At 73.0% G+C, this 18,660-nt stretch carries 16 protein-coding genes; 4 read left to right on the forward strand and 12 right to left on the reverse strand.

From position 1 onward, the window contains the following. Positions 1–60 precede the first annotated feature (60 nt). Positions 61–2,889 carry a glycosyl hydrolase family 95 catalytic domain-containing protein gene (locus OHB01_RS28530; protein ID WP_221889930.1) on the reverse strand — a complete coding sequence of 943 codons (2,829 nt, stop codon included), beginning with the start codon at positions 2,887–2,889 and terminating at the stop codon, positions 61–63. A gap of 1,798 nt (positions 2,890–4,687) precedes the next feature. Between OHB01_RS28530 and OHB01_RS28535 the strand changes: the two genes are divergently transcribed. After that, positions 4,688–5,086 (forward strand): hypothetical protein, encoded by a 399-nt coding sequence (locus OHB01_RS28535; protein WP_328854218.1) that lies wholly within the window; start codon positions 4,688–4,690, stop codon positions 5,084–5,086. After that, entirely contained in the window at positions 5,065–7,044 is a 1,980-nt protein-coding gene (locus OHB01_RS28540; protein WP_328854219.1) for a DUF222 domain-containing protein, read from the forward strand. The genes OHB01_RS28535 and OHB01_RS28540 overlap by 22 nt, the downstream gene beginning before the upstream one ends. A gap of 13 nt (positions 7,045–7,057) precedes the next feature. Here the strand turns inward: OHB01_RS28540 and tsaA are convergent, their stop codons facing one another. Then, positions 7,058–7,477 carry a tRNA (N6-threonylcarbamoyladenosine(37)-N6)-methyltransferase TrmO gene (tsaA, locus tag OHB01_RS28545; protein ID WP_261985949.1) on the reverse strand — a complete coding sequence of 140 codons (420 nt, stop codon included), beginning with the start codon at positions 7,475–7,477 and terminating at the stop codon, positions 7,058–7,060. Between the two features lie 37 nt (positions 7,478–7,514). On the opposite strand from tsaA, the gene OHB01_RS28550 reads away from it, so the two are divergent. Together OHB01_RS28550 and OHB01_RS28555 are read left to right on the forward strand one after the other, a co-directional pair. After that, positions 7,515–8,123: a YceI family protein gene (locus OHB01_RS28550; protein WP_261985948.1), complete on the forward strand. Its 609-nt coding sequence runs from the start codon at positions 7,515–7,517 to the stop codon at positions 8,121–8,123. A gap of 30 nt (positions 8,124–8,153) precedes the next feature. Further along, positions 8,154–8,999 carry an NAD-dependent protein deacetylase gene (locus tag OHB01_RS28555; RefSeq protein ID WP_328854220.1) on the forward strand — a complete coding sequence of 282 codons (846 nt, stop codon included), beginning with the start codon at positions 8,154–8,156 and terminating at the stop codon, positions 8,997–8,999. Positions 9,000–9,008: 9 nt separating this feature from the next. Here OHB01_RS28555 and OHB01_RS28560 read toward each other — a convergent pair whose 3' ends face one another. Genes OHB01_RS28560 through OHB01_RS28605 form a run of 10 tightly spaced genes read right to left on the reverse strand, consistent with a single transcriptional unit; the run spans position 9,009 to position 18,659 of the window. Then, positions 9,009–9,878, reverse strand: coding sequence for a sirohydrochlorin chelatase (locus OHB01_RS28560; RefSeq protein WP_142648486.1), 870 nt, complete (start codon positions 9,876–9,878; stop codon positions 9,009–9,011). Then, positions 9,875–10,462 (reverse strand): precorrin-8X methylmutase, encoded by a 588-nt coding sequence (locus OHB01_RS28565; RefSeq protein WP_142648487.1) that lies wholly within the window; start codon positions 10,460–10,462, stop codon positions 9,875–9,877. The genes OHB01_RS28560 and OHB01_RS28565 overlap by 4 nt, the downstream gene beginning before the upstream one ends. Then, on the reverse strand, positions 10,459–11,565 hold the full coding sequence (locus OHB01_RS28570; protein ID WP_222709662.1) for a HoxN/HupN/NixA family nickel/cobalt transporter: 1,107 nt from the start codon (positions 11,563–11,565) through the stop codon (positions 10,459–10,461). Before OHB01_RS28570 ends, OHB01_RS28565 begins: the two co-directional genes overlap by 4 nt. Continuing rightward, positions 11,562–11,792, reverse strand: a complete 231-nt coding sequence (locus tag OHB01_RS28575; RefSeq protein ID WP_187280773.1) for a 4Fe-4S binding protein — start codon at positions 11,790–11,792, stop codon at positions 11,562–11,564. Before OHB01_RS28575 ends, OHB01_RS28570 begins: the two co-directional genes overlap by 4 nt. Then, a complete protein-coding gene (cobJ, locus tag OHB01_RS28580) occupies positions 11,771–13,456 on the reverse strand; it encodes a precorrin-3B C(17)-methyltransferase (protein ID WP_142648490.1) in 1,686 nt (561 codons plus the stop codon). Before cobJ ends, OHB01_RS28575 begins: the two co-directional genes overlap by 22 nt. Beyond that, positions 13,453–14,652: a precorrin-6y C5,15-methyltransferase (decarboxylating) subunit CbiE gene (gene cbiE, locus OHB01_RS28585; protein ID WP_328854221.1), complete on the reverse strand. Its 1,200-nt coding sequence runs from the start codon at positions 14,650–14,652 to the stop codon at positions 13,453–13,455. Before cbiE ends, cobJ begins: the two co-directional genes overlap by 4 nt. A 5-nt stretch (positions 14,653–14,657) precedes the next feature. Further along, on the reverse strand, positions 14,658–15,803 hold the full coding sequence (locus tag OHB01_RS28590) for a cobalt-precorrin-5B (C(1))-methyltransferase (protein WP_142648492.1): 1,146 nt from the start codon (positions 15,801–15,803) through the stop codon (positions 14,658–14,660). Then, positions 15,800–16,609, reverse strand: a complete 810-nt coding sequence (gene cobM / locus OHB01_RS28595) for a precorrin-4 C(11)-methyltransferase (protein WP_328854222.1) — start codon at positions 16,607–16,609, stop codon at positions 15,800–15,802. The genes OHB01_RS28590 and cobM overlap by 4 nt, the downstream gene beginning before the upstream one ends. Then, positions 16,606–17,340, reverse strand: coding sequence for a precorrin-2 C(20)-methyltransferase (gene cobI / locus OHB01_RS28600; RefSeq protein ID WP_142648494.1), 735 nt, complete (start codon positions 17,338–17,340; stop codon positions 16,606–16,608). The genes cobM and cobI overlap by 4 nt, the downstream gene beginning before the upstream one ends. Continuing rightward, positions 17,337–18,659: a cobyrinate a,c-diamide synthase gene (locus tag OHB01_RS28605; protein ID WP_328854223.1), complete on the reverse strand. Its 1,323-nt coding sequence runs from the start codon at positions 18,657–18,659 to the stop codon at positions 17,337–17,339. Before OHB01_RS28605 ends, cobI begins: the two co-directional genes overlap by 4 nt. Position 18,660: the final 1 nt, after the last annotated feature.

Raw genomic sequence — 18,660 nt, forward strand, 5'->3', positions numbered from 1 at the left:
CAGGGCGGCAGCAGGATCCGCTGCCGCCCCTGGCACTCCCTTCCGTCCTGCCCGGCTCGGTCACACGGCGATGATCGTCCACTGGTTGTTGGGGCTGCTGTTCGGCGTCCACATGCCGACGGCGGAGCCGGTGGCGGTGTAGCCCATGCCGTCGAGGGCGGTGCCGGTGCCGCGGTTGACGATCTGATAGCGGCCGTTGCCGAGATCGTTCAGGCGCCACTGCTGGTTGTTGCCGCCGTTCCAGGGGGCCTGCCTGGCGTTGGCGCCGTTGGCGGAGTTGCCCCAGCTGTCGGCCACCATGCCGTTGGTGCGGTTGACGATCCGATACCAGCCGCCGCCCAGGTCGACGAGCTGCCACTGGAGGTTGGTGCTGCCGTCCCAGTTCCACTGCTTGAGGTTCGACCCCGAGGCCACGTTGCCGCCGCTGTCGAGCACCAGGCCGGTGGCGGCGTTGGCGATCCGCACATAACCGGTGGGGGTGCTGCCGCCGCCGGACCCGGTCAGACGGTAGGTGCGGCCGGCCTGGCCGGGTAGCGCGATGACGTCGGCCTCGGGTTTGGTGACGGAGACGGCGGCGCCGGTCTCGGCGTCGACCACCTGGTAGGTGCCGGTGAAGCTCCGGTTGCGCACGTTGACCGTGCCGGTGCGGTCGAATTTCACGAGGATCTCGGTGGTCCCGTTGGAACTCCAGGTAGCGCTCACGGTGTAGCCGCCGCGGCCCCGCAGGCCCTGCACCTTCCCGTTCGGCCACGCCGAGGGCAGCGCGGGCAGCACGTGCAGCTCGCCGGTGTGGCTCTGCAGCAGCATCTCCGCGATGCCAGAGGTGGCGCCGAAGTTGCCGTCGATCTGGAACGGCGGATGCAGGTCGAACATATTCGGCGCGAGCCGGTCGGTCCTCACCAGGAGCCCGATCAGGTTGCGTGCCCGGTCGCCCTCCTCCATCCGCGCCCAGTAGTTGATCTTCCAGGCCAGCGACCAGCCGGTGCCGTCGTCGCCGCGCAGTTCGAGGGTCCGCCGCGCGGCGTTGTAGAGCGTGGGGGTGCCGCGCTTGGTGATCTGGTTGCTGGGGTGCAGGCCGTACAGGTGGGAGATGTGCCGGTGGTTCTGCTCGGTTTCTACCCAGTCGTACAGCCACTCCTGGATGTTGCCGCGCGAGCCGACCTTCATCGGAGGAAGCCGGTCCCTGGCGGCGAGGACCTGCGCCCGGAAGCTCGCGTCCGTGCCGAGGACCTCGCCGGCCTTGGCACAGCCGTTGAACAGGTCGCGCAGGATCTGGTTGTCCATCGTCGGGCCGGCGCACACGCTGACACCCGAGTGGTGGGCCAGCTCCGGGGAGTTCGAGGGGTTCGTGACCAGATAACCCAGGCTCGGCTCCTGCACGAGCGTGTCGAGGAAGAACTGCGCCGCGCCCTTCATCGCCGGGTAGTTCTGCCGGAGGAAGTCGACGTCGCCGGTGAACAGGTAGTGGTCCCAGATCATGGTGGCCAGCCACGCGCCGCCGGTCTGCCACATGCCCCAGAACGCGCCGTCGACGACCGAGCTGCCGCGCCACGCGTCGGTGTTGTGATGGGTGACCCAGCCGCCGGCGTTGTACTGGACCTGAGCCGTGCGGGCGCCGGTGACCGTGAGGTCGTTGATCATTCTGAACACCGGCTCGTAGCACTCCGACAGGTTCGTCGTGTCGGCGGGCCAGTAGTTCATCGGCAGATTCGCGTTCAGCGTGTACTTGGAATCCCACGACGGGCTGAGGGAGTCGTTCCAGATGCCCTGGAGGTTGGCCGGCTGGGTCCCCGGCCGTGAGGAGGAGATCAGCAGGTAGCGGCCGAACTGGAACAGCAGCACCGAGAACTGCGGATCATTGGTGTTCGCGTGCTGCGCGATCCGCACGTCCGTCGGCTGGTCGGCCGCCGAGGTGCGGCCGAGGTCGAGTGTGGTGCGCCCGAACAGCCGCTGGTAGTCGGCGACGTGACGGGCGCGCAGGTCGTCGTACGTCCTGCCGTTGGCGGCGTTGAGATAGCCTCGCGCGATGCCCTGGTAGTCACCGCTGGTGTCCCTGTAGTTCACGTAGCTGGAGCCGATGGAGATCAGCACGGTCACGCTGTCGGCGTTGCGAACCTGGAGCGTGCCGCCGGAGCTGCTGACCGTGCCGCCGTTGGCGACGGCCCGGGCCAGCGCCAGGAATCTGACCTTGCCCGCCAGACCTCGCTGGTCGCCGGACACGCCGTCGAGCGCCACCGTCGTGCCGTCCGGGCTGGAGCGCGTGGTCCGCTGCGGGCTGTCGAACGTCGCGGAGAACGTGATCGAGCCGCCCCTGTCGGCGGTGAGGCGGATGGCGATCACCTGGTCCGGCGCGCTCGCGAACACCTCACGCCGGTAGCGCACGCCGTTCTGCAGGTACGTCGTGGTCGTGGTGGCGGTGGTCAGATCCAGGACCCGGCTGTAGTCCGAGACCCCGCTGCTGCTGCCGAAGGCGAGCCGCAGGTTGCCGACGGTCTGGTACGCCAGCTGGGCCGAGGGGTTGCCCAGCATGTTCTGGTCGATGAGACTCTGGGCCTGGCTCCACTGGTTCTGGAAGACCAGTTGCCGGATCTGCCCGAGAGCCCCCGCGCCCCTCGTGTTGCTCTGGTCGTACGGCCCGCCTGCCCAGATGGTGTCCTCGTTGAGCTGTAACCGCTCGGTGTCGACGTTGCCGAACACCATCGCGCCCAGCCGGCCGTTGCCGATCGGTAGTGCGCGCAGCCAGTCGGTGCCGGCGCTCTCGTCGTACCAGAGGGCCAGGTCGTTGGCGGCGCTCACCTCGGGAGGGACCGCCACCGCGGCCCGGGCGGCCGCCGTCCACTGGAACGGCGCCAGCGCGGCGCCGGCTCCGACCGCGCCGAATCGCAGCACTTGCCGTCGGGTGAAGTCAGACAATTCAGCTCTCCAAGTCCATGGGGGTCAGTGACACTCGGAATCGATTCGACTGGGGATGGCAGAGGTGAGGGAACCGGAAGGTGACCGACCGGCGCGTGCGCCCGTGCCTCCATGACTTCGGGCAAAGGGAAGCGCGGAGGCATTCAGCGCTGGACGCCATGCTTGCGGGAAAGGGAGCGCACACCATGAGGGCGTCGCGAACGGCGGCTCTCCGCCCCGCGCACCACCACCGGACAACGGGAGACCGCCTCGGGGCTCAGTGTGAAAAACCCGGCGAATTGTGTCAAGAGCAGGATTCCGCCGGTTCGGCGTCGCATAAATCGCCCCCGATCCCGGATCCGCCTTGCAGCCGGTCTGATCGGGGAACGCAGTCATCGGATGAAAGTTTCATGCGCCGTGCTCGCCCGTGAGTGCCGAGATTCCCTGATGTGGCCCTTGGGCCGAGTTCCTCGTTTGAGTGTGCGTATCGCGCCACTTGACACCATGCCCACGCCTGGGCTTTGCTCCGCTCCACCACCACCGGCCGATCTCTCGATGTGGAGGAGGGCGAAGACGAGCTCGAAATGTTAGCGCTAACACGATCTGGCGTGTGCTGGGGCCGGCGCGAATGGCCGGGCGACGACCGGCGCATTGGGAACAGGTCCCGCCTGCCCCGAACCCGGCTCGAACGCCTGAGGTAAGGCGCGGGCGGCACGGTCCGCATTCCATTCGAACGCCACCGGAATCGCATCTCGCGCGGGAAATCCCTGCGCTCGGCTCCGATGTCGCGTTTGCGGTTGGAATGGCGGATTATTCAGCGTTGCTGAATCCTCTCATCTATTTGCCGGTCGCCGCCTCTCCTGACATGGGAAAGATGTGGATCCCGTCAAGTGAGAGCGTTGTGGCGACCGTTTCGTTTTTGTTCCCAATATTCGTGCCGATCTATCGGTAATGGTGCAAACGCCGGTTCTTGTTCGGTATGCCTCGGAGCGAGATCGGCGGTGTGTTCGTCGTGGGCTCCCTCGGCGCGATCCTGGACAGCCTCGACGGACCACCTCAAACGGGGCATCTCTGTGGCCGCCGCCGTCGCCGTCTTCGTAGCCGCCTTCGCGGTCGTCTCCGGGGTCGTCTCCGGGGTCGCCTTCAGGGGCGTCGGCCGCATCTCTTGGCGTGGGCTCGCCCGCCCGCGGCGAACCCTGCCGCGACCAGGAAGGTCTCCCTAATCTGTGATCCCAAGAGATTGCTAGTTGATCTTGAACTAGCCTCAAGGGCGCGAGAGAATTAATACAAGTTTTCTAATCTCTTGATGGGGGTGTCATGGATCTGTTCGACATCGATACCGAGCGCACCCCTCATTCGAACACCCCTGACGACGGCTGGTGGGACCGTCTGATCGCCAATTCGCCGCTGTGGTCGTCCGACGGTTCATCCGCCCGCGATCCCTTCCCGATCATCAACTTCGAGCCCCGGCGGCCCGCCGACGCACCCGGAACCGCAAGCACGGATGCCTCGGAGGCGGACGCCCCAGGCGCCGAGACCACGGACGTCCCAGGCACCGATACCGACAGCGCAGACGCCACGCGTAGGGATGCCGCCGGTGCGAATGCCGTTGGAATGGACGGCGCTGGCGCGGATACCGCGTGTGGAGCTGTCGACGGCGCAGAGGCAGACAACGCGGACGCCACGCGTGGGACTGCCACCGGTACGAATGCCGCTGGCATGAGCGGTGCTGGCACGGACAGCGTTGACGCGAACGCCGCGCGTTGGGCCGCCGACAGTGCGGGATCTGACGCCGATGCCGCCCGTGGAGGGGATGCTGATGGTGCGGCTGCCGCTGGCGCGGCTGCCGCCGGTGCCGTGCGCGGGGCTTGTGATGGTGCGGCTGCCGCTGGCGCGAATGGCCCTGACGCGGGTGCCGCCCGTGGAGATGCCGCTGGCGCGGATGGCGCTGGCTTTGGTGCCGCGCGTGGTGCTGCCGATGGCGCGGGCGCTGCTGGCACGAACGGCACCGGCGCGGATGGTCCTGGCGCGGCCGGCCCGAGTGCGGGTGCGGGTGCTTCCGACGGTGCGGGTGGGGGTGCTTCCGGCGGTGTGGGTGGGCGTGATCGTGGCCGTGGTCGGGGTCGGGGTGGTGTGCGGTCGTCGTGGGTGGTGGTGGGGTCGGTTCGTGAGGTGGCCCAAGAGCTGGCGCTGACGCCGCTTCCCGATGACGTGGATGTGTGCCTGGCCGAGGCGGAGGAGTTGCTGTTCGCCCGGGATCGGATCACCTGCGCGCTGGCCGATCGGGTGGGGCGGGTGCATCGTGCGGGGCAGGCCAGGCAGCATGGGCATGCCTCCACCCGGTGCTGGTTGCGCACCAGTGGGGGGATGACGGTGGGTGGTGCGGGCCGCCTGCTCACGTTGGGGGCGGAACTGCAGCGCCTCCCCAAGGTGCGGGAGAAGTTCGCCACGGGTGAGTTGGCGGCGGGGGTGGTGGAGGCCATCTGCGCCGCTGTGGCCGGACTATCGGATGAGCAGGCCGGCCTGGCGGAGCCGATCTTGGTGGACCTTGCGGGCAAGGCCGGGGCGGCGGAGGTCGCCAAGGCCGGCCGCCATCTGCGGGCGGTGCTGGACCCCGATGGGGAAGAGCGGGATGAGCGGGCCGATTACGGGCGGCGGTTCCTGCGGGTCCGCCCGGGCAAGGGCGGCGGCGTGGAAGGGGAGTTCTACCTGCCGCGTGAGGCCGGCGCCCGGTTGATGGCGTTGTTGCAGGCGTACGCCAAGCTGAGGGCGCAGGGGGATGACCGCCCGCTGACGGTACGTCAGGCGGACGCGCTGATCGCCCTGCTGGAGCAGAAGATCGTCACCGAGCTCCTCGTCGTGGTCAGCGCCGAATCCCTCCCCACCGACCCCGAAACCACCGACCCCACCGCCGACGACCCATACCCCGCCGACCCGGCCACCGCCGACGACGTCAGCCACTACTTGGCGGACCTCGGCGACAGCGCCCCCAGCGACTACGCTCCCGACCCCGCCGGAAGCTCCGAGGCCCCGAGCGAGGCTGTTGCCACCGGCGACTGCGACAGCGACGCCGGAAGCGCCGACGACCCCACCGGGGCCGAGGGCGCCACCTCCGGCGTGATGGGCGACCCCGGCGCTGCGGGCGGCACCGACTGTCCCGACGCCGACAACACTGGCGCCCCTGCGCCCGCCGAAGCCGACGAGTTCGACACTGCCGAGGCCGAGGCAGGTGCCGGTACGGGTAGCGATGCCGGTGAGCGGCGGCCCGGCGAGTGCGAGCTGCGCGACACTGCAAGCATCGCCTCCGCCGAGGGCGGAGAGACCGTCAGCACCAGCTCTGCCGAGCGCCACGAGACCGCGCCCGCCACAGGCGGCGACGGCGACCGCGCTGCGGTCCAGTCTGGAGCACCGCACGCCACGCGGGCCGGGTCAGCATGCCTCGCCGCCGGTGGCGGGCATTCGCACACAGCACCTTCGGACACAGCGTCTTCAGGCGCGGCGGCTTGGGATGCGCCGCCGTCGGAGGCAGCACCCTCGGAGGCAGCGCGGCCGGATCCTCCTCCCGAGGACGCCTACGCACGTCACACCCACGCCGGGCCTGGGCCTGCGGGGGACTACCGGCATGGCCAGGACATACCGGGAACGCTGGGGACGGCGCTGGGAGCGTCGGCAGGCGGGCCGCCCGGGGTGTTGTCGCTTGGTGCGTCGTTGGGGATGGCGCCGGGGACCGCGCCAGGGTTGTTGCTGGCGACCGGGCAGGTGCTGCCCGTCTCCAGCGTGCACCGCCTCGCCCGCACCAGCACGTTGGTCCGGATCGTCATGAACGCCGACGGGCAGGTCCTGGACATGGGCCGCAAGGTCCGCCTGGCGACTCCTGCCCAGCGCCGGGCCATCTTCGCCCGGTATGCCACGTGCTGGGTCGACGGCTGCCCGCTCCCAGCGACCATGTGCCAGATCGACCACGCCGACAACTGGAGCACCGGCGGCCTCACCGACCTGAAGCTCCTCGGTCCGGCCTGCCAGTTCCACAACCGCGACCGCTACCAGCACCCCGACCGCTACACCCGCCGCAAAGAAGGCGAAGACCGCTGGGCCTTCACCTACCACCGCCTGGGCAGAATCCGGCGCGTGTCAAGCGAATCTACAACGTAAAGGCGGAAGGGTGTCACCGCTCGGTCGCGTCGAGCACGGGCTTGATGTCGATCACAGGTGTGCCGTCGATGGCCTCCAGTGGATGCACGCGCAGGCCCCGTGCGGGGTCGGTCTCCAGGACCGTGACCCGGTGCAGGCCGATGGGGTTGGGGCGGTCGGGGGAGCGGGTGGCGAACACGCCGGCCAGCGGGTTGCTCGTCTCCCCGCGCGGGTGGACCCGCAGGGTTTCGCGGTCGGCCTGGTGGAACCAGGTGAGGACGAGCACCTCGTCGCCCGTTGTCATCCCGTCGAGGGCCTCCCCGACTGCGGGATCGATCTCCAGCCAGGCGTCCGGCGCGCCCTCACGCCCCTGCCGGGGAGCTTCGGTGCGATCGGTAAGCGTGGAGCGTACGACTCCGACGGGCCGCAGCGTGAACGACATGGGTTCGCTCATGATCCATCTCCTTCTGGGGGGGGATCGGATGCCCACCATGTCATCCGGCACCGACATCCCCGGCCCGTTCCGTGGGAATGCCCACGAAATGGACGTCGAGGCGGGCACGTACGCGTTGGGGCCGAGGTCCGGCCGGCTCCTGGTCCTCACCGGGCGCGCCGGGCTGGGCGCCAAGGCCGGGCACGATCTGACGATCGAGGTGACCCGGTGGCGGGGCGAGGCCGTGGTGACGCCGGACGACCCGGCGGGCTGCCGGGTGACGCTGGAGGCCGAGGTGGCCTCGATGCGGGTCAGGGAGGGCACGGGCGGGGTCAAGCCGCTCACCGACTCCGACCGGGTAGAGATCGAGAAGAACATGCGCGAGAAGGTCCTCAAGGCGGATCGACACCCTCTGGTCACGTTCCGCTCGACCCGCGTCGAGGGGGATCCCGACGCGTTCCACATCGACGGGGATCTGACCATCGCAGGCGTCACGCGGCCGGTCACGGTGTACGGCGCGATCGAGGAGGGACGGGCCCGCGGCCGGGCCACCGTTGTGCAGTCCGAGTGGGGCATCCGCCCCTACACCGCGTTTTTCGGAGCGCTCAAGCTGCGCGACGAGGTCGAGGTCATCTTCGACGTACGGCTGGGGGAGGGGCGGGGCTGACCTGTGCGCAGGTTGGGGCACCATGGATGCGTGACTGTGGCACACGACGCGGGTATTGCCGAGCGGTTGGGACTGCTGACCGATCTCGTGGCCGACGGCGAGGTGGTGATCCTCAGCGGGGCCGGTCTGTCGACCGAGTCGGGGATCCCGGACTACCGCGGTGAGACCGGGCGCAGGCGCAGGGCCGAGCCGATGACCTACCAGACGTTCGTGAGCAGCGCCCCCGCCCGCAGGCGTTATTGGGCACGCAGCCACCTGGGGTGGCGTCACATCGTGGACGCCGCGCCCAACGCCGGGCACCGGGCGGTCGCCGAGCTGCAGCGTCGCGGCCTGGTCGCGGGGGTCATCACGCAGAACGTCGACGGCCTGCACCAGGCGGCGGGCGCGCGCGAGGTCGTCGAACTGCACGGCAGCCTGCACCGGGTGCGCTGCCTGGGCTGCGGCCAGCGCAGCTCGCGGGAGGCGCTCGACCGGCGCCTGCGGGCCGCCAACCCCGGCTGGCAGGCCAGCTCGGAGATGATCAACCCGGACGGCGACGCCGTCCTGGACGCGGACGAGATCGAGACGTTCCGCACCGTGGACTGCGGGGGCTGCGGCGGCGTGCTCAAGCCCGACGTGGTGTTCTTCGGCGAGAACGTGCCGCCGTCACGGGTCAAGGAGTGCTACGCGCTGACCGAGCGGGCCGGTCTGCTGCTCGTCCTGGGATCCTCGCTGACCGTCATGTCGGGTTACCGGTTCGTCCGGCGCGCCGCCGCCCGTTCGATTCCCGTCGCGATCATCAACCAGGGGCCGACCCGGGGCGACGGGGAGGCGCTGATGACCTTCGACGCCCCGCTCGGCACGACCCTCACCACCCTCCTGCGCAACCTCTCCTAGCAGCCTCTCCTAGGCGTGCACGTGCGCCGGGTCATCGGGATGGTGGTGCGGGTGCTGGGCGGCGCCCACCCGGTGCTCGTGGCCCGGCAACGGCACCCGGTAGAGACAGGTGTCGCAGTTCATCCGGATGTCGCCGCGCAGCGCCTCGTGGTAGCGCTCCAGCACGAGGCCGGCCAGCGCGGGCGCGGGCCCGATCACGTCGGCGCAGCGCACCTCGACCTCGGGGTGCGCCGCGGCCCACTCCCGTGCCTGCTCGGCCGTACGGTCCGGGAGCACGCCGCTGAACAGGAAGTAGGGCAGGACGACGATCCGGCGGGCGCCGAGCAGCCGGGCCCGTTCGAGCGCGGCCGGCACGCCGGGATCGGCGAGGCTGATGAACGCGGGCTCGACTCCGGCCAGGCCGCGTCCCTCCCACAGCAGCCGGGCCACCTTGACGTGTTCGGCGTTCGCGTCGGGGTCGGAGGAGCCGCGGCCGACGAGCACGACGGTGGTCTCCGGGCGCTCGGACGGGTCGAGCACCGCGTCGAGCCGCTCGTCGAGCAACTGGAGCAGGGTGGGGTGCGGCCCGAGCGGCCTGCCGTACGCGTAGCCGAGGCCGGGGTGGCGGAGCGCCTCCCGGCGCAGCGCGGCGGGCACGTCGCCCTTGGCGTGCCCGGCCGCGACCAGCACGAGCGGAACCACGCCGAGCCTCGTGTGCCCGGCCCTGGTCAGCGTCGCGACCGCCTCACGCAGCGGCGGGTAGGACAGTTCGATGAACCCGCCGGCGACCGGGACGGGGGACAGGGCGGCCACCTCCTCGACCAGCAGGTGGAAGCCGCGGACTCCGGCCGGGTCCCGCGTGCCGTGGCCGACGAGGAGCAGCGCCGGCGAGCCGGTCATAGTGGATCCTCCCGATCTTCTGAGGCGTACAGAAGTGCGTTGACGGCGGCGGCGGCGACCGCCGAACCGCCCTTCTCGCCGCGGTTGCTGACCGCGGGCAGTCCCGACGCGCGCAGGGCGGCCTTGCTCTCGGCCGCGCCGACGAACCCGACGGGCAGGCCGACGACGAGCGCGGGGCGGACGCCGAGGCGCAGGATCTCCTCCAGCGCGGTGGGAGCGTTGCCCACGGCCCACACCGCCCCCGGGCCCACCTCGTCGTACGCCAGGTGGACGGCGGCGGCGCTGCGGGTCAGGCCGTCCCGCGCGACGGCCCGGCGTACGTGGCAGACGGGGGCGACGGCGGTGATCCCGGCCGCGACCATCTCGACGTCGGTGACCACGGGGGCGCCGGCGCGCAGGGCGTCCGCGGCCCGCCGCAGGTCCTCCTCGGCGGAGACGACGAGGTCGGCCAGGTAGCCGAGGTCGGCGCTCGCGTGGATGACCCGCTCGGTCACGGCGCGGGTCAGCGGCGGCAGCCCGGAGGTGTCGGCCCGGGAGCGCAGGATCTCGTACGACCTCGCCTCGATGGGGTGCACGATCCTCATTCGGCGTACCTCCGGCCGAGCCCGGACAGCCGCCACACGATGGCGGCGCCCGCCCAGACGACGGCGAATGCGGCGACGATGACGTAGCCGAGCATCTCGAAGTGCTCGGCGAGCGACGCGTACGCCGCGAGAGGTCCGCGGAGTCCCCCGAGCCCACCGGTCCCGGCTGCCTCGGTCAGCAGCCCGGCGAGGTAGACGCTCGCGATGAAGGCGGCCACGACGACGGTCATCCCGGTCGTCGCCGCGTTGTAGTAGAGCCGCCGGGCGGGGCTGCGGTGCGCCCAGGAGTAGGCGCGCGACATCAGCAGGCTGTCGGCGGTGTCGCAGGCGGTCATCCCGGCCGCGAACAGCAGGGGCAGGGTCAGCACCGCGAGGGCGGGCAGCCCGCCCTGCGCCGCCGTGCCTGCCGACAGCGCGAGCAACGTGACCTCGCTGGCGGTCTCCAGGCCGAGCCCGAACAGGATGCCGACGGGATACATGTGCCACGACGACCGGATCAGCCCGCGCGCCCGGCGGCCGAGCATCCGGTTGAGCAGGCCGCGGTTGAGCAGCAGCACCTCCAGCTCGTTCCGGTCGAGCGTGCCGCGTGTCATCCGGCGCCACAGGCCGATCACCCCGGCGAGGACGAGAGCGTTGAGGACGGCGACGAGCAGCAGGAACGACATGGCGACCACCTGGGACACCAGGCCGCCGACGTGCCGGAGTTCCTCGACGCCGTCCCCGGCCGCCGCCGCTCCCGCGGCGGCCGCGACGATCATGGCGAGCACCAGGACGACGGTCGAGTGGCCCAGGGCGAAGAAGAAGCCGACGCCGACGGGACGGCGGCCCCGCTGCATCATGAGCCGGGTCGTGTCGTCGATGGCGGCGATGTGGTCGGCGTCGAAGGCGTGGCGGACGCCGAGGCTGTAGGCGAGCGTCCCGGCGCCCGCGAACGCCCCGGCCCCGGCCAGGCCGTTCGCGTAGTAGAGGTAGAGCGCCCAGCCCGCGATGTGCAGGGCGGCGACGACGGCGACGATGCCGCCGATCCTGGCCCGTTCGCGGGGCGTCCAGGCCCCGTGGGATTCGACACTGTGGGTTTCGACACTGTGGGTTTCGACACTCACGCCCGCACCTCCAGTACGGCGTCGACGGGGCATACCTCGGCGCACTCGCCGCAGCGGGTGCACCGGCTGTCGAGCACGACGAGCGAAGCGCCGGGCCGGCTGTCGGGCCGATCACCGGGCCGATCACCGGGCCGGCCACTGGGACGGATCGCGTGCTCGGGACAGGTGAGCAGGCAGGCGCCGCATCCGGCGCACGCCTCGGTTACTAGGTAGGCGAGGGCTGCCACGCGTACCCCCTCGGCGTCACGAAGCGGCCCGCCACGACCCTGCTGGACGTGGCGCCGACGATCACGAGACTGCGCATGGTCACGGCGGACACGTCGAGCCGGCCGAGCGTGGTCAGCGTGACGCTCTCCCCGGGGCGGGTCGCGTCGGTCACCACTCCCGCCGGGGTGCCGGGCCCGCGCCGTTCGGCGAGGATCTCCAGCGCCCGGGGAAGCTGCCGGTCGCGCCCGCGCGAGCGGGGGTTGTAGAAGGCCACGACGAGGTCGGCGTCGGCCGCCGCCCGCACACGCCGTTCGATCGCCTCCCATGGGGTGTGCAGGTCGGACAGGCTGATCGCGCAGTGGTCGTGGCCGAGCGGCGCGCCGAGCAGCGCGCCGGCGGCGAGCATGGCCGTCACCCCCGGCACACTCACCACATCGAAGGTGTCGTCGGCGAATTCGAGTGCCGGCGCGGCCATCGCGTAGACGCCCGCATCGCCGCTGCCGACGAGCGCGACCGCGTGCCCCTCGCGGGCCAGCCGTACGGCGGTGCGGGCGCGTTCCTCCTCCGCGCCGAGGCCCGACGCGATGACACGCGTGCCGGGGCGCAGCAGGTCGCGGATCTGGTCGACGTACTGGTCGAGGCCGACGAGGTAGCCACAGCGGCGCACTTCGGCGACGGCGCGCGGGGTCATCAGGTCGCGGGCGCCGGGGCCGAGGCCGACGATCGCGAGCCTGCCGCGGGGCCGCAGCCGTGCGACGGCCGCGGTCGCCATCGCCGACCTGCGCTTGGGCACCACGAGCTCGCCGCCGCCGGCGAGCGCGGCGGCCTCCGCCACGCTGGGGGTGCCGACCGCCCGGCGGACGACCTCGCTGGGGTGCGGCACCTCGACCCGGGCGAGCCGCTCGGCGGGGTGGGTGACGAGCGGCACGCCGAGCGTGCGGGCGGCCTCGACGATCCCGGCCTCGTCCGCCTTCACGTCGGCGGTGGCCAGGCGGACGACCGAGCGGGGCGACAGCCCGGCATCGGCGAGCGCCTCACGGATGAGCGCGAGGACCTCCTCGGCGGCGACGCCCCGGCTCGCGCCGACGCCGACGACGAGGCTCGGCGGCCGGACGACGACGGCCGGGCGGGGCGGTTCCACGAGCCGGTCGGTGACCACGACACACGGCGGACGCGGCGTCTCCGCCGCGACGACGGGCAGGGGCGGCAGCGGCCAGGTGGCGTCGGCGGTGAGCGTCACGCCCTCACCATCGAGGAGCGCACGGGTCACGGCCGCCACGTCGCCCTCGACCGGCAGGCCGAGCGTGTCGAGCGCGCCCGTCCCGGTGGCGTCGGTCGCGGTGGTGACGACGGGAGTCGCGCCGAGCACGTCGGCGACCTCGTGCGCGAGCCGGTTGGAACCCCCACTATGACCGTCGCCATGACCCCCGATCAGGGCCACGGCGAAGCGGCGCGCCTCGTCCACGCAGACCACCCCGGGGTCCTCGTGCTTGCCGCCCAGCAGCGGGGCGATCAGCCGTACGGTGGCGCCGGTCGCGAGGAAGCACACGATGCGGTCGCATTCGCGCCAGGCCCGCGCCAGGTCGGCCACCGGATACGACCGAGTGTGCGGCCACGCCCGCTCCAGCAGCGCGGCGGCGGCCCGGCCCGCCTTGGTCGCGGTGACCAGTCCGATGACCGTCATCGATGCCCCCACACGAGAAAGACGGGATTGGCGGCCACGAGCCTGGTCGCGCCGTCCGGCAGCGCGCCGAACCTGCTCGCCGCCAGCGACACGCCCCCGACCTCGTACGACGCCGTGGCCAGCGCGTCGCGTACGGCGGGCAGCCGGTCGACGGCGGCGAGCGCGACGACCACGGCCCGCGCGCCGAGGGCCGCCACGTGGCTCACCACGCCCGGCCCGCCGCCGCCCACGAACACGGCGTCCGGGGCGGGGAGCCCGGCCAGGCAGCCGGGGGCCGCGCCGTGCACCACCCGCACCTCGACGCCGTACGCGGCGGCGTTGCGGCGGGTGCGGTCGCACTGGGCGGGATCGCGGTCGACGGCGACGACGGCGGCGCCGAAACGGGCCGCCTCGACGGCCACGGAACCACTGCCGCAGCCGAGATCCCACACCAGGTCGCCCACGCGGGGACCGAGATGCGCGAGGGCCAGCGCCCGCACCTCCGCCTTGGTGATCATGCCGTCGCGGTGCTCGAAGCGCTCCTCGGGCAGGCCCCACCGTTCCGGAGCCGGGTTCGGCGGCGCGGCCCAGCCACGCGGAGACGGGCCGTCCGCCAGGCACAGCACCACGCTGGGGCCGGCCCACTCCCTCCCGGCGGCCTCCTCGGGCGTGCACGGGGTGACCCGCTGATCGGCGGCCCCGAGGCGTTCGGCGACCAGGAGACGGCGCGGCCAGCCGCGCAGCGCCGCGCCGATCTCGGCGGGACCCGCGCCGGGGGCGGTGAGCACGGCGACCTTCGCCAGCGCCCGGCAGGCGTTGACCGCCCGGCGGGGGTCGCGCCCGTGCGCGCTCACCACGACGGCGTCGTCCCAGTTCAGCCCGGCCAGGCCGAAGGCCGCCGCGACCGAGGAGACGGCGGGCGCGACCTCGACGTCCAGGCCGTGCTCGCGCAGCAGGCGGACGAGGCCGAAGAACCCGGGGTCGCCCGAGGCGAGCACGACGGCCGGGCCGTCGTGGCCCGCGAGGGCCCGCACGCCCGCCGTGACGTTCCCCAGCACGACGCGCTCCGCCTGCCGGGGGATGGACAGCGCGTCCAGGTGACGGGCGGCGCCGGCGACCAGCGTCGCCTCGGCCAGCCGCGCGGCCGCCCAGGAGGCGAGCGGCCGTCCGTCGACGCCGATGACGGTCACCACCCGCGTCACCATCCGCGTCACCATCCGCGTCACCACCCGGGTGCCTCCGCGCTGGAGGCGACCGGCGCGTTCCCGTCCGGATCGACCATGATCACCGAGGCGGTGAGCGCGCCGTCGCAGAACCGCTCAAGCACGTCCTTGACCCGGGCGCACAACACCCGCCCGGCGGGTTCGAGCAGCCCGGCGGCCTCCCACAGCTCGTACGCGTGCCGGGCGGTGTTGGCCTCGCCGACCCGCCCGGCCAGGGACTCGCCGCCGCCGGCCTCGCGGGTCACCCGGGCCAGCAGGTCCTTGTCGATCTTCGACCGGGTGTAGTGGGTCATCAGCACCCCGGCCGCGAGCTTGGTCAGCTTGCCGGCCATGCCGACGAACAGCACGTCGGTGAGCCCCGCGTCGACGGCCCGGCGCAGCGCGGCCCCGGTGAAGTCGCCGACCTCGACGAAGCACACGGGCGGCAGGTCGGGCCGCAGCCGCATCGCGGCGCGGTCGGTGCGCCCGCCCGTGGACAGCACGAGCGTGCGCTCACCCTGCGCCGCCATCACGTCGATGGCCTGCACGACCGAGGAACGCCACGACTCGGTGGAGAACGGCCGCACGATCCCGGTCGTGCCGAGGATCGAGATGCCGCCGATGATGCCGAGCCTGGCGTTGGTGGTCTTGCGGGCCATCCGCTCGCCCTCGGGCACGCTGATGATCACGCGGACGCCGCGCCGGCCCAGGTCGACGACCTCGCCGACGGCCTGGGTGATCTGTGCCCGGGGCACCGGGTTGATGGCCGGGCCGCCGACCTCCAGGCCGAGGCCGGGCCGGGTGACCACGCCCACGCCGACGCCGCCGTCCAGTTCGATGCCGGCCTCGGGCCGCCACGACACCGTCGCGGTCAGGTGCGCGCCGTGGGTCACGTCGGGGTCGTCCCCCGCGTCCTTGACGACGACGGCCGTGGCCTTCGCGTCCGCCACGTCGTAGGAGTCGACCGGCAGCGTCACCCGGCCGCCGCCCGGCAGCGGCGTGTCCACCGTGGACGGGGTGTCGCCGTGCGCGAGCGCGATGCTGGCGGCCTTGGCGGCGGCGGCCCCGCAGGTGCCGGTCGTCCATCCGGTGCGCAGCGCCCGCTTGCGCACCCGCATCGTGCGCGGCAGGTCGGGCTCGCGCAGTTCTGGGGTCTCGCTCATCATGATCCCCGCAATGCTCGGCGGGCGGCAGGGTCGGACCGGCGGTGGCCGTGGAAGTGACCGGGGTGATAGAGGTGCGAGCGCGTGCCGTGGGCCTCCAGCGCGGGCCCGACCAGCACCAGTGTGTGCTTCCACAGCCGGTGGGCGCGCATGGTCGCCGCCAGCTCGTCCAGGCGGCAGCGCAGCACCAGCTCGTCCTCCCACGTGACCCGGTAGCCGACCACGCACGCCGTCTCGGGCGGGTAGCCGCCCGCCAGCAGCTCCTCCTGCAACCGGCCCGCGCGGGCCGCCGACAGGAACAGCGCCATCGTCGTGCCGTGCGCGGCGAACTCCCGCACGGTCTCGCCCTCGGGCATGGGCGTCTTGCCGCCCTCCAGCCGGGTGAGCACGACCGACTGCGCGACCTCCGGCACGGTCAGCTCCCGCCGTACGGCGGCGGCGACGGCGGTGAAGCTGGACACCCCCGGCACGACCTCGGTCTCCAGCCCGAGCGCGGCGCACCGGTCGAGCTGCTCCTGGACCGCCCCCCACAGGGCGGGGTCGCCGGAGTGCACGCGGGCCACGCGCAGCCCGTCGCGGGCCGCCTCCTCATACAGGGCGACGGCCTCCTCCAGGGGCACGGCGGCGGAGTCGACCACCCGGGTGCCGTCGCGGGCGTGCTCGATCACGCCGGGATGGACCAGGCTGGAGGCCCAGATCACGACGTCGGCCTCGGCGATGGCCGCCGCGCCGCGCAGCGTGAGCAGGTCGGGCGCGCCCGGCCCCGCCCCGACGAAGGTCACCCTGCCCCTCGGAACAGGCCCGGTCACAGCCGGCCTCCCCGGCCCGTGCGCTTCCGGGTCACCAGCAGCGCGGACAGGTAGGGCCCGGCCTCGTCCGGATCGAGCCCGGCGGCGGGCCGCACGTCCTCCTCCGGCAGCCCGAGCGACGCGCCGTACACCGCGCCGCCGATGCGGCCGGAGTCGCGGACGGCGGCCAGGACCTGGGGCAGCATGCGTCCTCCCTTGTAGGCGACGACGGTGTCGTGGGCGTCGAGCGCCCCGCGCAGGGCGTCGAGCCCCGCCGTCAGCGGCATCAGCGCGAGCGACTCACGGCCCTCGACCAGGACGGTGCCGCTGCTCGCGGCGAGCGCCTGCATGGCGGTGATGCCGGGGACCGTGCGGACCTCCACCTCCGGCACGAGCCCGCGCACGGTCTCGGCCAGGTAGGTGAAGGTGCTGTAGACGTTGGGGTCGCCGATCGTCGCGAACGCGACCGTCCGCGCGCCGGTGTCGTACGTGGCGGCGACGGCCGCCCCAGCCGCGTCCCAGGCGGCGGCGCGGCGCGGGCCGCTCCCCGGTGGATCGCTGAGGGCGAACTCCAGCCGCAGCACGTCCCGCCCGGTGTGGGCGCGGACGATCCGCTCGGCGCGGCCCTCCTCGCCGGTGTCGGCGACCGGCACCACCACGACGTCGGCCTCACGCAGCACGCGCACGGCCTTCACCGTCACCAGGTCGGGGTCGCCCGGGCCGACGCCCACCCCGGTCAGCACGGGCCTCATGCGGCGGTCCCGGCGGCCCGTACGAGCTCGGGGGCCAGGCGGGGCGTGCCCGCCCAGTGGGGGTGGAGATAGGAGGCGTGCACGCCGCCCCGGACGAACCCCTCCCGCTTCGGCAGCACGTACGCCGGGGGGTCCCCGGCGGGCGGGGAGCAGGCCGTGCGGTGGAACTCGTGGGCGCGCACGACCGTGCCGTCGGGCCGTACGGCCTCGCGGTAGCCGAGCGTCAGCCGGCCGGTCATCCGCGCCCGCGTGGGCAGCACGCCGCACATCGGCGCGCCGTCGAGCGAGGCGGCCAGGTAGAGCAGGCCCGCGCACTCGGCCACGATGGGCGCGCCGCGGGCCGCCAGCCGGGCGACCTGCTCCCGGAGCGGCGTGTTGGCGGCCAGGTCGGCGGCGTGGACCTCGGGGAATCCGCCGCCGATCACCAGGGCCCGGGTGCCGGGCGGCAGCGCCTCGTCGCGCAGCGGATCGACGTACGCCACCTCGGCACCGGCGGCGGCCAGCAGTTCGGCAGTCTCGGCGTAGGAGAACGTGAACGCGGCACCGGCGGCCACCGCGACCACGGGACGGCCGGGCACCGGGGTTCCCACCGCGTCGGCGGCCGACCACGGCGTGACCGCGAGCGGCGACGCCGCCGAGGCCAGGCGCAGCACGAGATCGAGGTCGCAGTGCCGTTCGACCAGGGCCCCGAGGGCGGCGACGGCCTGCCGTGCCTGCGCGTCGCGTTCGGCGGCGGGCACCAGGCCGAGGTGCCGCGACGGCACGTGCACGGCCGCCTCACGCGGCAGGGCCCCGGCCACCGGGACGCCCAGGGGCCGCAGCGCCTCGCGGAGGATCTCCTCGTGGCGGGCCGAGCCCACCCGGTTCAGCACCACCCCGGCGATCCGTACGGACCGGTCGAAGGTGGCGAAGCCGTGCACGAGGGCCGCGACGGACGCCGCCTGGGACGACGCGTCCACCACGAGCAGCACGGGCGCGTCGAGCAGGCGGGCGACGTGCGCGGTCGACGCCTCGGACGTGGCGGCACGCCCGTCGAAGAGGCCCATCACGCCCTCGACGATCGCCACGTCCGCGCCGCGCGCGCCGTGCGCGAACAGCGGGGCGACCAGGTCCTCCCCGGCGAGGTACGCGTCGAGGTTGCGGCCGGGGCGGCCGGTGGCGAGCGCGTGATAGCCGGGGTCGATGTAGTCGGGGCCCGCCTTGTGCGGCGAGACGGCCAGGCCGCGCGTGGTCAGCGCCGCCATCAGCCCGGTCGCCACGGTGGTCTTGCCCGCGCCCGAGGCGGGGGCGGCGACGACGAGCCGGGGGATCGTCACCATG

This window comes from Microbispora hainanensis (genome assembly GCF_036186745.1).
Lineage (GTDB): Bacteria > Actinomycetota > Actinomycetes > Streptosporangiales > Streptosporangiaceae > Microbispora.

Excerpts from the sequence above, each read along its gene's own strand:
- OHB01_RS28560 (WP_142648486.1), bottom strand. The coding sequence starts at position 9,878 with ATGACCGGCTCGCCGGCGCTGCTCCTCGTCGGCCACGGCACGCGGGAC.
- cbiE (WP_328854221.1), bottom strand. The coding sequence starts at position 14,652 with ATGGTGACGCGGATGGTGACGCGGGTGGTGACCGTCATCGGCGTCGAC.
- OHB01_RS28535 (WP_328854218.1), top strand. The coding sequence starts at position 4,688 with ATGCCGCCCGTGGAGGGGATGCTGATGGTGCGGCTGCCGCTGGCGCGG.
- tsaA (WP_261985949.1), bottom strand. The coding sequence starts at position 7,477 with ATGAGCGAACCCATGTCGTTCACGCTGCGGCCCGTCGGAGTCGTACGC.
- OHB01_RS28590 (WP_142648492.1), bottom strand. The coding sequence starts at position 15,803 with ATGATGAGCGAGACCCCAGAACTGCGCGAGCCCGACCTGCCGCGCACG.
- OHB01_RS28565 (WP_142648487.1), bottom strand. The coding sequence starts at position 10,462 with ATGAGGATCGTGCACCCCATCGAGGCGAGGTCGTACGAGATCCTGCGC.
- OHB01_RS28550 (WP_261985948.1), top strand. The coding sequence starts at position 7,515 with ATGTCATCCGGCACCGACATCCCCGGCCCGTTCCGTGGGAATGCCCAC.
- OHB01_RS28605 (WP_328854223.1), bottom strand. The coding sequence starts at position 18,659 with ATGGTGACGATCCCCCGGCTCGTCGTCGCCGCCCCCGCCTCGGGCGCG.
- cobJ (WP_142648490.1), bottom strand. The coding sequence starts at position 13,456 with ATGACGGTCATCGGACTGGTCACCGCGACCAAGGCGGGCCGGGCCGCC.
- cobI (WP_142648494.1), bottom strand. The coding sequence starts at position 17,340 with ATGAGGCCCGTGCTGACCGGGGTGGGCGTCGGCCCGGGCGACCCCGAC.